This is a genomic window from Dysosmobacter sp. Marseille-Q4140 (genome assembly GCA_018228705.1).
Taxonomy (GTDB): domain Bacteria; phylum Bacillota; class Clostridia; order Oscillospirales; family Oscillospiraceae; genus Oscillibacter.
Genome location: CP073694.1, coordinates 706088 through 720808, shown reverse-complemented (window position 1 = coordinate 720808; position 14721 = coordinate 706088). Strand labels below are relative to the sequence as shown.

The 14721-nt window shown below is 64.6% G+C and carries 15 protein-coding genes; 8 read left to right on the top strand and 7 right to left on the bottom strand.

The annotated features are described in order from the left end of the window. Positions 1–62 precede the first annotated feature (62 nt). Together KFE19_03455 and KFE19_03450 are read right to left on the bottom strand one after the other, a co-directional pair. Positions 63–1802, bottom strand: coding sequence for an ABC transporter ATP-binding protein (locus KFE19_03455; GenBank protein ID QUO38580.1), 1740 nt, complete (start codon positions 1800–1802; stop codon positions 63–65). Continuing rightward, the gene (locus tag KFE19_03450; GenBank protein QUO38579.1) at positions 1799–2269 is read right to left on the bottom strand and encodes a MarR family transcriptional regulator; all 471 of its coding nucleotides are present in this window, start codon (positions 2267–2269) and stop codon (positions 1799–1801) included. Before KFE19_03450 ends, KFE19_03455 begins: the two co-directional genes overlap by 4 nt. 169 nt (positions 2270–2438) lie before the next feature. Between KFE19_03450 and KFE19_03445 the strand changes: the two genes are divergently transcribed. Next, positions 2439–3323, top strand: a complete 885-nt coding sequence (locus KFE19_03445) for a LysR family transcriptional regulator (GenBank protein QUO38578.1) — start codon at positions 2439–2441, stop codon at positions 3321–3323. A 67-nt stretch (positions 3324–3390) separates the two neighbouring features. Here the strand turns inward: KFE19_03445 and KFE19_03440 are convergent, their stop codons facing one another. The 3 genes from KFE19_03440 to KFE19_03430 form a co-directional block, all read right to left on the bottom strand. Beyond that, entirely contained in the window at positions 3391–4131 is a 741-nt protein-coding gene (locus KFE19_03440) for an amino acid ABC transporter ATP-binding protein (protein ID QUO38577.1), read from the bottom strand. 1 nt (position 4132) lies between these two features. Then, complete coding sequence (locus KFE19_03435; GenBank protein QUO38576.1) at positions 4133–5041, bottom strand: amino acid ABC transporter permease; 909 nt, start codon at positions 5039–5041, stop codon at positions 4133–4135. A 135-nt stretch (positions 5042–5176) separates the two neighbouring features. Next, positions 5177–6094 (bottom strand): transporter substrate-binding domain-containing protein, encoded by a 918-nt coding sequence (locus tag KFE19_03430; protein ID QUO38575.1) that lies wholly within the window; start codon positions 6092–6094, stop codon positions 5177–5179. Between the two features lie 516 nt (positions 6095–6610). Between KFE19_03430 and KFE19_03425 the strand changes: the two genes are divergently transcribed. Continuing rightward, complete coding sequence (locus KFE19_03425; protein QUO38574.1) at positions 6611–7153, top strand: phosphatase PAP2 family protein; 543 nt, start codon at positions 6611–6613, stop codon at positions 7151–7153. A gap of 48 nt (positions 7154–7201) precedes the next feature. Here the strand turns inward: KFE19_03425 and KFE19_03420 are convergent, their stop codons facing one another. Both KFE19_03420 and KFE19_03415 read right to left on the bottom strand, forming a co-directional pair. Continuing rightward, positions 7202–7588: a hypothetical protein gene (locus tag KFE19_03420; protein ID QUO38573.1), complete on the bottom strand. Its 387-nt coding sequence runs from the start codon at positions 7586–7588 to the stop codon at positions 7202–7204. 87 nt (positions 7589–7675) lie between these two features. After that, positions 7676–8200 (bottom strand): hypothetical protein, encoded by a 525-nt coding sequence (locus KFE19_03415; GenBank protein QUO38572.1) that lies wholly within the window; start codon positions 8198–8200, stop codon positions 7676–7678. A gap of 129 nt (positions 8201–8329) precedes the next feature. On the opposite strand from KFE19_03415, the gene polA reads away from it, so the two are divergent. The 6 genes from polA to tsaD are packed head-to-tail and all read left to right on the top strand — an operon-like array spanning position 8330 to position 14420. Beyond that, positions 8330–10984, top strand: a complete 2655-nt coding sequence (gene polA, locus KFE19_03410) for a DNA polymerase I (protein ID QUO38571.1) — start codon at positions 8330–8332, stop codon at positions 10982–10984. Beyond that, positions 10981–11481: an AAA family ATPase gene (locus KFE19_03405; protein QUO38570.1), complete on the top strand. Its 501-nt coding sequence runs from the start codon at positions 10981–10983 to the stop codon at positions 11479–11481. The genes polA and KFE19_03405 overlap by 4 nt, the downstream gene beginning before the upstream one ends. Continuing rightward, complete coding sequence (locus tag KFE19_03400) at positions 11478–12350, top strand: DMT family transporter (protein QUO38569.1); 873 nt, start codon at positions 11478–11480, stop codon at positions 12348–12350. Before KFE19_03405 ends, KFE19_03400 begins: the two co-directional genes overlap by 4 nt. Continuing rightward, positions 12347–12850, top strand: a complete 504-nt coding sequence (rimI, locus tag KFE19_03395; protein QUO38568.1) for a ribosomal protein S18-alanine N-acetyltransferase — start codon at positions 12347–12349, stop codon at positions 12848–12850. Before KFE19_03400 ends, rimI begins: the two co-directional genes overlap by 4 nt. Next, positions 12804–13397, top strand: coding sequence for a GNAT family N-acetyltransferase (locus tag KFE19_03390; protein ID QUO38567.1), 594 nt, complete (start codon positions 12804–12806; stop codon positions 13395–13397). The genes rimI and KFE19_03390 overlap by 47 nt, the downstream gene beginning before the upstream one ends. Positions 13398–13412: 15 nt before the next feature. Then, positions 13413–14420 (top strand): tRNA (adenosine(37)-N6)-threonylcarbamoyltransferase complex transferase subunit TsaD, encoded by a 1008-nt coding sequence (gene tsaD / locus KFE19_03385; protein QUO38566.1) that lies wholly within the window; start codon positions 13413–13415, stop codon positions 14418–14420. Positions 14421–14721 lie beyond the last annotated feature (301 nt).

Sequence of the window (14721 nt, the reverse complement as noted above, 5' to 3'; positions counted from 1 at the left end):
CCGGTTCAGCACGGCGCCGGGCCCCCGGCGGGAAACCGTTTCGTTCACAATGATTCCTCCTTTCAGGCGGGCTGGTCAAAGTCGCCGCCGCCCTTGACCTGGGAGTCGTGGATCTCCCGGTAGATGGCGTTGGACTTGAGCAGGTTCTCGTGGGTGTCAAAGCCGTCGATCCGGCCGCCGTCCAGCACCAGGATCCGGTCCGCATGCTCCACGCTGGAGATCCGCTGGGCGATGATGAGCGTGGTGGTGCCGGGGATCTTCTGAGTAAAGGCGGTCTGGATCCGGGCGTCGGTGGCGGTGTCCACGGCGGAGGTGGAGTCATCCAGGATCAGCACCTTGGGGTGCTTCAGCAGGGCCCGGGCGATGCACAGCCGCTGCTTCTGGCCGCCGGAGACATTGGCGCCGCCCCGCTCGATGCGGGTGTGGTAGCCGTCGGGGAAGCGGTCGATGAACTCGTCGGCGCAGGCGGCCCGGCAGGCCTCCACGCACGCCTCCTCCGTGGCGTCGGGATCGCCCCAGCGGAGATTGTCCAGAATGGTGCCGGAGAAGAGGGTGTTCTTCTGCAGCACCACGGCCACCTGATTCCGCAGGACCTCCGTGTCGTAGCGGCGTACGTCCACGCCGCCCACCTTCACGGCGCCCTCGTCCACGTCGTACAGGCGGCAGATCAGGTTCACCAGGCTGCTCTTGCCGGAGCCGGTGCCGCCGATGATGCCGATGGTCTCGCCGGAGCGGATGTGGAGGTCGATGTCGGTCAGGGCGTTTTTGCCGCTGCCGTGCTTGTAGGAGAAGGTGACGTGGTCGAAGTCGATGGACCCGTCGGCCACCTCCGTCACCGCCTCGTCCGGCTGGCGCAGGTCCGCCCGCTCATTGAGCACCTCGCTGATGCGGCGGACGCTGGCGGCGGACATGGAGATCATCACCACCACCATGGACAGCATCATCAGGCTCATCAGCAGGCTCATGACGTAGCTGAACAGGCTGGTCAGCTCGCCGGAGGTCATGGAGCCGCCCACGATGAAGCGGGAGCCCAGCCAGGAGACCATGATGATGCAGAAGTACACCGCCGTCATCATGGCGGGGTTGTTGAAGGCCAGCAACCCCTCGGCCTTCACCGACAGGTCCCGCAGGACCTTGGCGGCCCGGGAGAACTTCTCGTTCTCGTGGTCCTCCCGGACGAAGGCCTTCACCACCCGGATGGCGGAGACGTTCTCCTGGACGCTGGCGTTCAGATCGTCGTACCGGCGGAACACCTGGGTGAAGATCCGCAGGGTGACCGCCATGATGGACCCCAGCACCACCACCAGGAACACCACGGCGATGAGGAAGGTGAGGCTCAGCGTGGGGCTGATGAGCAGGCACATCACATAGCTGAACACCAAAGTCAGCGGCGAGCGGACCGCAATGCGAATCACCATCATGAAGGCGTTCTGCACGTTGGTGATGTCGGTGGTCATGCGGGTCACCAGGCCCGGCACGCTGAACTTGTCGATGTTGGAGAAGGAGAAGGTTTGGATGTTGGCGTAGATGGCCTCCCGGAGATTGGCGGCCAGGCCCGCCGAGGCGCTGGCGGCGTACCGTCCGGCGGCGGCGCCGAACACCAGCCCCAGAAAGGCCAGGCCTACCATGACGGCGCCGTAGCGGTAGACGGCGGAGAGGTCGCCGGCCTCCAGGCCCCGGTCGATGATCAGAGCGGTGATGAAGGGCAGCAGGATGTCCATGGCCACCTCCAGGGTACACAGGCCAATGCACAGCAGGGCGTCCCGCTTAAAGCGCCCCAGCTGCCGCAGTACAGTTTTCACGATGTTGCGTCCTCCTTTTCGCGTTGTTCCCGCAGGGTCAAGAGACTGTCCAGCATTTTTCTCTGGAGCCGGGACAGGGTGTCCAGCTCCTCCTGGCTCAGCCGGCCGCACAGCCGCGCCTGCATCCGGGCTATGGTTGCCTCCAAGCCTGGTCCTATCCGCCGTCCCTCCTCGGTGCCGAAGAGGAGCTTGCGCCGGTCGTCCCCGTCGCAGGGGGCCGAGCGGATGTAGCCCTTGGCCCGCAGCCGCTTCAGCATCCCGGACAGGGTGCCCATGGAGTAGCCGAACTCCCGGTGGATGTCGGTCAGGGAGGTGCCCCGGTCCGAGTGACGCAGGATATAGAGCAGGATGTAGGCCTGGACGGAGGTGAGGCCCGTGTGGGCCAGACAGTGGTTGCCGTACTGTTCAATCTGGATGCAGATCCACCGGTTCTCCCGCAGGAGCCGGCGCTGTTCCGCCGCAGTCATGTGCTCGCCTCTTTTCCAATCGTTAGGAACGAAAGTATTTCGTACCGTACTGTTTATACCACGGTATGGCTTGCCTGTGAAATTCAAATATGCTATATTCTATAAAAGACGTTTATCGTTTACCCGGTTTCTTCCAGATGGGAGCCGGGGACGGAGGAGGTGCGGACCAGTGAATACCACCCAGCTGGAGTGCTTTATGGCGGTGGCGAATTTTCTGAATTTCTCACGGGCGGCGGAGCATCTGAAGATCACGCAGCCCGCCGTCAGCCATCAGATCAACGCCCTGGAGGACGAGCTGGGGGTGAAGCTGTTCCACCGGACCAGCAAGAGCGTCCGGCTGACCCAGGAGGGCTTTTGGTTCACCCAGTACGCCGGGGAGATCCTGAAGCTGGAGGATATCTCCAGGGCCCGGATGAAGGAGGCCCGCCAGACCCCAAGGCGGCTGCTGATCGGCTGCCGCAACAGCGCGGAGCTGCGGATGCTGCGGCCAACTCTGTGCCGTCTGCGGCAGGAGCTGCCGGATCTGCTGCCGGTGCTGCGGATGATCCCCTTCGACTCCCTGGAAAACCTCCTGGCGGAGGGGGAGGTGGATCTGATCTTCTCCTTCCGGGAGACCGCGCCCCAGCGGGCCCGGTATCGGGAGCTGGCCCGCTGTCCGGTTGTGTGCGCCTGCGCGCCGGACCACCCCCTGGCCGGGCGGGAGCAGGTGGCTCTGGAAGAGCTGCACCGGGCGGGGCGCATTGCTGTTTGCCGCCCGCCCATCTGTCCCCAGGCGATCTTCCGCTTCCAGAGCCAGGCCATAGGAGAACGGGAGACGGACCAGATCCTCTTCTGCGACCACCAGGAGGCCATGGAGGTCCTGGCGGAGACCGGCTACGCCTTCGCTGTGACGGCGGACTATCCTCATGCCCGCCTGCCGGGCCTGCGGTATATTCCCATTCCCGAATGCCGGGCGCTGTCCTTCGGGGCGGTATACCTGCCGGAGGGAGGCTCCCCGGCGCTGCGGCGGTTTGTGGAGCTGCTGCGGCAGACTATGGCGGAGGATCCGGCCTGACACCAAAAAAAGCGCCCCCGTCTGCCGAAATCCCGGCAGACGGGGGCGCTTGCTGTATTTGGGAGATTCAGTTCTTGCGGAAACGGGAGAGGAAGTCCCGGGTCTCCTGGCGCTGAGGGTTGCCGAATACGTCGGCAGGAGTGCCCTCCTCGCAGATGACGCCCTGGTTCATGTAGACCACATGGCTGCTGACGTCCCGGGCAAAGGCCATCTCGTGGGTCACCACCAGCATGGTCATGCCCTCCTGGGCCAGGGCCTTCATGACGTCCAGCACCTCGCCCACCATCTCCGGGTCCAGAGCGGAGGTGGGCTCGTCGAACAGCAGCACCTCCGGCTCCATGGCCAGGGCCCGGGCGATGGCTACCCGCTGCTTCTGGCCGCCGGAGATCTGCCGGGGCTTGGCGTTGATGTAGGGGGCCATGCCCACTTGGGTGAGATAGCGCATGGCGTTGTCCCGGGCGTCGGACTTGTTCTTCTTCAGCACCTTCACCTGGCCCACCATGCAGTTTTCCAGCACCGTCATGTTGTTGAAGAGGTTGAAGGACTGAAACACCATGCCCACATGGGAGCGGTACTGGGCGGCGTTGACGCCCCGGCTGGCCACATTCCGGCCATGGTAGAGGATCTCGCCGCTGGTGGGTGTCTCCAGCAGGTTGATGCACCGCAGCAGGGTGGACTTACCGGAGCCGGAGGCGCCGATGATGCTGGTCACGTCACCCTTGGCCACGGAGAAATCGATGTCCCGCAGCACCTCATGGGAGCCGAAGGACTTGCTCAGATGCCGGATCTCCAAAATCATATCGTTCATATCAGCGATCCCCCCTGCTCCGTCCGTGTTTGAGTTCCTGACGAGTCCGCTCCCGATGCTCCGCGTCCAGCTGCTGCTGTTCCTGCTGGGTCTCCAGGTGCCGCTCGTCAAAGGGCGTGCCCCGGTCCGGATGGTTGTACGTCCCGGCGGCCATGGTCAGCTGGTCGTCCTGGACCAGCTCGTAGTCGCTGCTGCCGTCCATGCGCCGCTCCACCCACCGCAGCAGGAAGGAGGCGATCAGCGTCATGGTCAGGTAGCCGACCATCTCGATGGTGGCGGAGGGGAAGTACAGGTAGGTGGCGCCCACGGCGCCCCGGTGGGCGGCGAAGAACTCCGTGAAGGAGATGATGAACATGACGGAGGAGTCTTTGATGTTGATGATGAGGTTGTTGCCGATCTGAGGCATGATGTTGCGGATGGCCTGGGGCAGGATGACAGAGGTCATGGTCTGCACGTGGGTCATGCCGATGGCCTTGGCGCCCTCGGTCTGGCCGGGGTCGATGGAGATGATGCCGCCGCGGACAGATTCGGCCATGTAGGCGCCGGTGTTGATGGACACCACCAGGATCGCCGCCGCCCACACGCTGGGCCACTGGACCGCGTTGTTGGTGAAATAGGGCAGGCCGTAGTAGATGAACACCGCCTGGAGCATCATGGGCGTGCCGCGGAAGACCTCCACGTAGATCCGCACGATGGCCCGGATCAGCTTGATGACAAAGCGCTTGACGGGCGGGTCGTTCTTGGCGCAGGGGATGGTGTTCAAAATGCCGCAGACAAGGCCGATGATGCAGCCGATGGCTGTGGCCACCAGGGCCAGGACAATGGTGTTCCTGATGCCGTTGAGATAGTCGCCGCCGCACCGCTGCCAGAGCTTGACGATGTCGGCGCCCAGTTGTACGAATCGATCCATGAGGGAGGGCTCCCTTCCTTTTTAATATGATGTGTGAGGCGCATCGGAGGAGGGGCCGGGAAGCGGTCCCCCCTCCGACGGGTCTCGAGGCGGGGGACGCGCAGACGTCCCCCGCCTCGGGGATCAGCGTTGGGCTCAGCCCTCGCTCAGGGGCTGGATGGCGATGGCCTCGTCCATCATGGCGTTGAAGTCATCCACGGTCATGGTGGAGAGCACGCTGTCGATGGCGTCCTTGAGGACGGTATTGCCCTTCATCACGGACACACCGATGTTGATGTCGCCCTCGTCGGCGGCAAAGTTGTCGTCAGAGTCGGTAAAGTCCAGGATCTTCATGTCGGGATAGGCGGCCACGGCGCCCATGGCGGTGGGCATGTCGGTGCAGATGAAGTCCACGGTGCCGGTCTCCAGGGCCATCAGCATGGCGGGAGCGGTCTCGGCGGCGGGCTGGATCTGGGCGCCCTCGATCTGGGGCAGCATGGAGTCGTACCAGATAGTGGCGATCTGAGCGGTGCAGGAGCCGCCGGAGAGATCGCTGATGCCCTGGGCGCCGGCAAAGGCGCTGTCGGACTTGGTGACGCAGACGATGGAGGCGTAGTAGTAGGGGCCGGCGAAGTCCACCTGCTCCATGCGGTCGGCGGTCATGGACTGACCGGCGATGACGGCGTCATAGATGCCGGACTGGACGCCGGGCACCAGAGAGTCCCAGTCGGTGCGGACCACTTCCAGCTCCCAGCCGTTGGCCTCGCAGATCTTCTTGGCCATCATCACGTCGTAGCCGTTGGCGAACTCGCTGGAGTCCTTGATGGGCACGGCGCCGTTGGAGTCGTCGCTCTGGGTCCAGTTGTAGGGGGCGTAGGCGCACTCCATGGCGATGGTCAGCACGCCGTCCTCCACGCCGGAGGCGATCTCACCGGTCTCGGTGCCGGTCTCAGAACTGGTTTCAGTCTCGGCGTCAGCGGTGGTGTCCTCAGCGGCAGTGTCGCCGCTGCCGCCGCAGGCGGCCAGGGACAGGGTCATGGCCAGGGCCATGAGCAGGGTCAAAAACTTCTTCATTTCAATCACCTTTCCAATTTCCGGATTTTGCGGCGGCGGGACGCGCCGTCTCCTCCGCTGCCGCCGTGGGGGAGGGGACGAAAAAATGGACCGCTCTGTCAAGCGGTCCATGGAGAAGGCGGAATGACGCAGTGATTCCGACGACAGCCATTGATAGCGCTTCACAAAGGTTTGTGACAGTCCGGCGGGTCTTTCCCGACGGCCCAGCACCCCGGACCCAGGCAGGTCCGAAGCACTTCGGCGATGTCCCCTTTTCCCTGCGGCGGCTGCCTGGCCTTGCCGTGGGGTACTGATGGACCTCGCGCCTCTATCTCAGCGATCCAATTTTGAGGGTATCCTATCATGTTCCGGAGGCGGTGTCAACTGCCATTGCCGGCAAAGATGCAAAATTTGTATATTCTGCGGCGAAATTTCCCTATGCGTGCCGGTGGGGCTGTGCTATAATAACCGCAATCTGCGCGGATTTTGACCGCAGCCCGGCCTTCTTGCGCCGGGAATTGGGAAAGGAGAGAGGATATGCAGGCGGTGGAGCTTGCCATTCTGGACTGGATCCAGCAGACGCTGCGATGCGGCTTTCTGGACGCAGTGCTGCCCGCGATCACCCGGCTCAGCGACCACGGGGAGATCTGGATTTTGCTGGCGGCGGTGCTGCTGCTGACAAAAAAATACCGCTGGGCGGGGGCCTGCGTGGCATTGGCTCTGGTGCTGGACCTGGCGGTGTGCAACGGCTTTTTAAAGCCCTTGGTGGGCCGCGTTCGGCCCTGCGCGGTGAATACCGCCGTGGACCTGCTGGTCCCGCCGCCGGGGGACGCCTCCTTCCCTTCGGGTCACACCGCGGCCTCCTTCACGGCGGTGACGGCCCTGTGGCTGGCGGGCGGCGTGCCCAGGTGGCTGCGGTGGGCGGCCCTGGCCCTGGCGGTAGTGATCGCCCTGTCCCGGCTCTACCTCTACGTCCACTGGCCCACCGATGTGCTGGGCGGCGCGCTGTTGGGCGCGGTGCTGGGCTGGGCCGGCGCCCGGATCACGGCAGCGGCCCGGAGGAAGCTGGCCAGGACATAAAGGAAAAAAGACGAGAGATGCCCAAATGTCGGGTATCTCTCATCTTTTTCAGCATTCCGGGTGTTCCTCACCCTCCGGGGTCCGGAGGAACTTCTTCACAGCGAAGATGGCCGCCACGGCAGCCACGCCCAGCAGCGTATCCAACGCGCCGCTGTGGCTGATGATCATCTGCCGGACGATGGTGAACAGCAGCACGTCGATGACGGCTGCGGCGGAGTGCAGCGCCAGCATCTTGACGAACTCCAGCCCCATCACCAGCAGCAGAGCGCTGGAGAAGAAATTCCCCAGGCTGAAGGACGCGGGTTCGGTCAGCAGGGCCTTGCCGGTGTTCCACAGCAGCAGCGCGCCGCCGCAGACGATCACCGCCAGGATGACGGCCGCCACCGCCAGCTCCAGAGCCCGGGCGGCTTTGAGAATGGTATTGTGGTGTTTCATGGTCTCTCCTTTGCGGGGCCCGACGGGCGGGCCGTGCTGGATACAGTGTACCAGAAATCCGCCGTTCGTCAAGACGGGGCCCGGCGGTCAGCGGACGGCCTCCAGAATGGGCAGCAGGGCGCCGCTGTCGAAAAAGTCTACCGCCTTTCCGTAGGTCTCCAGGATCCCCCGGGTCTCGGCGGTCTGCTTTTCCGCAGGAAGGCGGCTGACCTGCCGGTACAGCATGGCCATCATGGCCCGGTGCCGGAGGCTCAGGCGGCTGTAATCGATGCCGCCCCGCAGGTGGAACAGGATGGCGCGGTCCCAGACGCGCTGCGGCACCTGGCGGCGGAGCGAGCGCCGGATGGAGCGGATGTTCTCCGGGTCCGACACGTCGGCCAGGCCCACGGTGACGATGACCATGGCGGTGTCCGGCGGCAGCGCCGCGGCGGTCTGCCGCAGGCCCTTGACCCCGCCTGCGTACAACCCGCCGAAGTAAATGACTCGCTCGCAGGCGGACAGGTCCGCACCGTCCCCGAAGCTAGCCGCGGGGAAACCTGTCATGCGGGAAAACGCCTCCGCGTATCGTCTGGCAGAGCCGTACTGGCTGCCGTACAGGATCACACTGCCCATGATTAACCCTCCACACGTTCTGTTCTCCGGCATTGTACCATGTCCGGAAGCGTGCCGCAATGCCTTGCGCTGGGGCGCCGGATGGGGTATACTATAATATCTGTGAAATTCCAATGGGGAGGCGCACATATGAAGCTCATGGTCATCGACGGCAACAGCATCCTGAACCGGGCCTACTACGGCATCCGGCCGCTCACCACCCGGGACGGGCTGTACACCCACGCCGTGTTCGGCTTTTTCACCACGCTGCTGCGGCTGCGGGAGGAGGAGCAGCCCGACGCAGTGTGTGTCACCTTCGATGTCCACGCCCCCACCTTCCGCCACACGGCGGACGCCGCCTACAAGGCCACCCGCAAGCCCATGCCCGAGGAGCTGCGGGTCCAGGTGCCGGTTTTGAAGGAGGCCCTGGACGCGCTGAACATCCCCCGCTACGAGCTGGCGGGCTGGGAGGCCGACGACCTGATCGGAACCATCTCCCGCAGGTGCGAGGCGGACGGCTGGGACTGCGTGGTGGTCACCGGCGACAAGGACAGCCTCCAGCTCATCACCGATCACACCAAGGTGAAGCTGGTCTCCACCCGCATGGGGCAGACCACCACCAAGGACATGACCCCCGAGACCTTCCGGGAGCAATATGGCTTCGATCCCATCCACATGATCGACCTCAAGGCCCTCATGGGGGACAGCTCCGACAACATCCCCGGCGTCCCCGGCGTGGGGGAAAAGACCGCCATGGATCTCATCCAGAAGTATGTCAGCATCGACGCGCTGTATGCCGCCATGCCGGATGTGGAGGCCAAGCCCGCCGCGATCAAGAAGCTGGCGGCGGGGGAGGAGGCCGCCCGGCACTCCTACTGGTTGGCTACCATCGTCACCGATGCGCCGCTGGACTTCCGCCCCCAGGACAACCTGGTCCGCGCTCCCGGGCCGGAGGCGTACCCACTGTTTTTGCGGCTGGAGTTCACCAAGCTCATCGAAAAGCTGGGCCTGACGGCGGAGGCGGCGCCGGAAGCGGCGCAGGCGCCCGCGGACTTCACCGTGACCGTGGAGCAGGTGGCGGAGCCCGGACAGGCGGAAAAACTGCTGGACCTCTGGCGGCAGGCGGACCATGTGTCGCTGCTGGCCCTGCCGGACCTGACCGGCGTGTCGGTGGTCTGCGGGACCGGGGCGGACAGCGCCGTGACGGCGGAGCTGTTCTTTGACAAGTACCAGGGGGACTGGAACGCCCTGCTGGGCGCCCTATTCTCCGCTGATATCAGGAAAGTTTCCCACAATGTGAAGGACCTGATGGGCCTGCTGCTGGAAAACGGACTTCCCGCTGAGGGCTTCGTGTTCGACACGGCCCTGGCGGCCTATCTGCTGGACGCCACGGCGGGCAGCTACGATCTCCAGCGGCTGTACGTGGCCTATTTCAACGCGGAGCTGCCTAAGCCGGCGTACCTGGACAAGGACGCCTTCTCCCTGCTGGGGGACGCGGCCGCCGCGGAGGCCAGCTTCGACAGCTACGCCGCCGCCGTGGACGGCCTGTACCAGGCGTTGGCGCCCAGGCTCCGGGAGAAGGGGCTCTGGGAGCTGTTTGAGACGGCGGAGCTGCCGCTGTGCCGGGTACTGGCGGAGATGGAGCGGACCGGCTGCCGGGTGGACAAGGGGGCTCTGGTGGCCTTCGGGGAGATGCTCTCCGCCCGCATCGCCGCCCAGGAGAAGGCCGTCTACGACATGGCCGGTGAGGAATTCAACATCAACTCCCCCAAGCAGCTGGGCCAGATCCTCTTCGGCAAGCTGGGCCTGCCCCACGGGAAAAAGACCAAGACCGGCTGGTCCACCAACGCCGATGTGCTGGAAAAGCTCCGCTACGAGGCCCCTATCGTGGGGGCGGTGCTGGAGTACCGGCAGTTCGCCAAGCTGAAATCCACCTACGCCGACGGCCTTCTGAAAGCGCTGGATAGCGACGGCCGGATCCGCACCTCCTTCCAGATGACGGTGACGGCCACCGGGCGCCTCAGTTCCACGGAGCCCAACCTCCAGAACATCCCCACCCGGACGGACCTGGGCAGCGAGATCCGGAGGATGTTCATTCCCGCCGAGGGCTGTGTCCTGGTGGACGCGGACTACTCCCAGATCGAGCTGCGGCTCCTGGCCCACATCTCCGGCGACGAGGCCATGCGCTCCGCCTTCCTCTCCGGCGGGGATTTCCACGCCGAGACGGCGGCCAAGGTGTTCCACGTGGACCCGGCCGACGTGACCGCAGAGATGCGCCGCCGGGCAAAGGCGGTGAACTTCGGCATCGTCTACGGCATCTCCGCATTCTCCCTGAGCCAGGACATCGGCGTCACCGTGGCCGAGGCCAAGGACTATATGGAGGCGTACTTCGCCACCTTCCCCGGCGTGCGCCGGTACATGGACGCCGTGGTGGAAAAGGCCAAGGAGACCGGCTATGTGGAGACCATCTTCCACCGGCGGCGGGAGCTGCCGGAGCTGAAATCCTCCAACTTCAATCTCCGCTCCTTCGGCGAGCGGGTGGCGCTGAACATGCCCATCCAGGGCACGGCGGCGGACATCATGAAGCTGGCCATGATCGCCGTGTGGAAGCGGCTGAAGGCGGAGCACCCCGCCGCCCGGCTGGTGCTCCAGGTCCACGACGAGCTGATCGTGGAGTGCCCCGAGGCCGAGGCGGAGGCTGTGGCCCGTGCCGTGGAGGAGGAGATGGAGCGGGTGGTTTCCCTCTCCGTGCCCCTGACGGCGGAGGCCCACTGGGGCCGCAACTGGCTGGAGGCCAAGGGATGAAGCGTCTGTATCTCATCGGCGGGCCCATGGGTGTGGGCAAGACGGCCGCCTGCCGGTGTTTACAAAAGAGGCTGGAGCGCAGCGTGTTCCTGGACGGGGACTGGTGCTGGGACGCCCATCCCTTCCAGGTGACGGAGGAGACGAAGGCCATGGTGCTGGACAACATCGCCCATGTACTGAACAACTTCCTCCGCTGCTCCGCCTATGACCATGTGCTCTTCTGCTGGGTATTGCACCGGCGGGAGATCTGGGAGGAGCTGCTGTCCCGGCTGGACACGGGCGGCTGCGCCGTGGTAAAGACCGCGCTGACCTGTTCCCCGGAGGCCCTGACGGCCCGGGTGGAGAGGGACATGGCTGCCGGACTGCGTGCCCCGGACGCTTTGGAGCGGAGCCTCGCCTACCTGCCGCTGTACGGCGCCCTGGGCGTCCGGCTGCTGGACACCACTGCCCTGACGTCGGAGGAGACCGCCTCCGCGATCCTGGAGGCGGCGGGATGAAAAAGCTGGTGATTTTACTGGGTGTGGCGGGGGCGTCCCTCTCCGCCGTGTTCACCCGCTGGTCCACGGCCCCGGCCCTGGTGCTGGCGCTGTGCCGCATGGCCCTCTCCGCCGCCATCATGGCCGTTCCGGTCCTGGTCCGGCGGCGGGAGCTGGCGGCCCTGACCCGCCGGGACGTGGCGCTGTGCCTGGTCAGCGGAGTGTTTCTGGGTCTCCATTTCACCGCCTACTTCGCGGCTCTGGAGCGGACCTCCATCGCCGCGGCGGTGGTGCTGGTGGATACGGAGGCGCTGTTCGTGGCCCTGGCCTCCGCGGCGGTGCTGGGCCAGCGGCTGCCGGGAAAGGCCTGGGCCGCCGTGGCACTGGCCTTCTGCGGTGCGGCCGTGGTGGCCATGGGGGACAGCGCCGGAGGCGGCGCCCTGACGGGGGACCTGATCGCCCTGTCCGGCGCGGCCGCGGTGGCGGTCTACACCATGATCGGCGCGGTCTGCCGCCGGAGACTGTCCACGGAGGTGTACACCTTCCTGGTGTATCTGTCCGCGTCGGCCTCGCTGCTGGCGGCGGCTCTTATGAGCGGCACGCCGGTGACGGGTCACGGCGGCGTCAACTTCCTGACGGCCCTGGGCATGGCGGTGTGCTGCACCCTGCTGGGCCACAACGTGTTCAGCTGGGGGCTCAAGTACCTGCCCGCGGCCTTTATCTCCACCGCCAAGCTGCTAGAGCCGGTGCTGGCGGCGGTGTGGGGCCTGCTGATCTTCGGCGAGCGCCCCGGCGGGGCCACCCTTCTGTGCGGCGCCGCCGTCGTGGGCGGCATCGCCCTGTACATCCGTGCCTCGGCGTCGCCGGAGGCGGAAAGGAATCAACAATGAGACAAGCAATGCACGTGCGGGTGGTGCCCATGACGGCGGACCACCTGGATGAGATCGCGGAGCTGGAGCGGATCTGCTTCCCGGACCCCTGGTCCCGGAACATGCTGGCAGAGGAGCTGGACAACGCCCTGTCCGCCTTTCTGGTGGCCCTGGATGATGCGGGCCGGGTGGCCGGGTATGCCGGGCTCCAGGTGGTGCTGGACGAGGGCACCATCACCAACATCGCCGTACGGCCGGAGTACCGCCGCCAGGGCGTGGCACACCAGCTGCTGGATGTGTTTTTGAACTTTGCCCGGGGCAACCGCCTGGCCTTTTTGACCCTGGAGGTCCGCGCCTCCAACTACGGGGCCATCGCCCTGTACGGGGAGCTGGGCTTCCGGTCCGTGGGCCGGCGGAAGAACTACTACGAGCATCCCCGGGAGGATGCCATCATCATGACGAAGGAGTTTGACTATGGAACTGAGACTGCCGAATCTGGAGCAGCTGGAGATGTTGTATGAGCGGGACCTTCGGGTTTCCTTTCCTGCGGCGGAGCTGAAGCCGCTGCACATTATCCGCCGGATGCTGGATGATGGGGTCTATCGCCCCTGGTGTCTGTTTGACGGGGACAAGATCATCGGAGAGTGCTTTTTGTGGCTGGGGGAGCCCGGCTGGGCGTTGCTGGACTATCTGTGCGTGAGCCCTGCTTACCGCAACGGAGGGACCGGCGCACTGATTCTGGAGAAAATGCAGGAGAAGGAGCGGGGAACCGTGATCCTCGGAGAGAGCGAGGAACCTCGTTTTGCGCCGGACCCGGCTATGGCGGAACGGCGCCTTGGCTTTTACGACCGCAATGGCGCCCGGATTGCCGGATATGATACGGAGATGTTCGGCGTGCCGTACAAAACTCTGTACTGGTCGGCGGAGCCGCTGCCTGATCAGCAGCTTATGGAGGCGCACAGAACGATTTATCTGCGCAGGTTCTCCCCGGAGAAATATGCGAAATACGTCCGCATTCCCCGGCAGCCTGATGCAGCGCCGCTGGATAAAGTGGCATGGAACGAATGAGGAGATGACGAAACCATGAAGATCCTGGCTTTTGAGTCCTCCTGCGACGAGACCGCCGTGGCGGTGGTGGAAAATGGGCGTACGGTCCTCTCTGACGCCATTGCCTCCCAGGCAGATATGCACGCGCTGTACGGCGGCGTGGTGCCCGAGATCGCATCCCGCAAGCACGTGGAGGCGATCTGCGCCCTGACAGAGCAGGCCCTGCGGGACGCGGGCTGCACCCGTTCGGACATCGACGCCGTGGCCGTCACTTACGCCCCGGGCCTCATCGGCGCCGTGCTGGTGGGACTGAGCTTTGCCAAGTCTGTGGCCTGCGCCCTGGGGGTACCTCTGATCCCGGTTCACCATGTCCGGGGCCACATCGCCGCCAACTATCTGGCCTTTCCGGAGCTGGAGCCGCCTTTCCTGGCTCTGGCCATCTCCGGCGGCAACACGCTGATCGTGGACGTGCGGGATTACACGGATATGGAGATCCTGGGGTCCACCCGGGATGACGCGGCGGGGGAGTGCTTTGATAAGGCAGCCCGGGTGCTGGGCCTGCCCTATCCCGGCGGCGCCCCCATGGATGCCCTGGCCAAGCAGTCTCAGGGCGGCGTGTACCATCTGCCCCACGCCCATGTGGACGGGGCGGAGCTGGACATGAGTTTTTCCGGACTGAAAACGGCGGTGGTGAACCTGGCCCACCACGCCCAGCAGGTGGGGGAGGAACTGGACCGGGCGGCCCTGGCCCGGGATTTTGCCCAGGCTGTCAGCGACACTCTGGTGCCCCGGGCCATGGAAGCAGCCCGCCGGAGCGGCCGTACCATCATTGCCGCCGCTGGCGGCGTAGCGGCAAACTCCGTGATCCGGGGAGACTTGGAGCGGGCCTGCGCCAAAGCGGGGTACAAGCTGTATCTGCCGCCCCTGCGGCTGTGCGGCGACAACGGCGCCATGATCGGCGCCCAGGGGTACTATGAGTACTTGGCGGGCCACACGGCGGGCATGGAATTGAACGCCTATGCCACCCGGGACATCTCCGAATAAAACAGGCGGCCGTTTGGCCGCTTGTTTTTTTGCCCGGAACGGCAGCCGGAAAAGACAGAATTCCTGCTTTTTTTGCAGACCATTCGAAAAAGCGATGCAAAAAAAGAGATGTCCAGAGGAAAATGAAAAAGAATATGGAGAAAGTCAAAAGGCAAAAAATCTTATGTAAAATAATTGGCAATTTTCTAGAAGGAGAACAAAGGGATAGAGAGAATTCCATATTTTAGAAAAAATTGAAAATTATATTGAAAATAAAAGAAAAATTAAATGTTGAAAACCTGGTGGAAAATGTGAATAACTC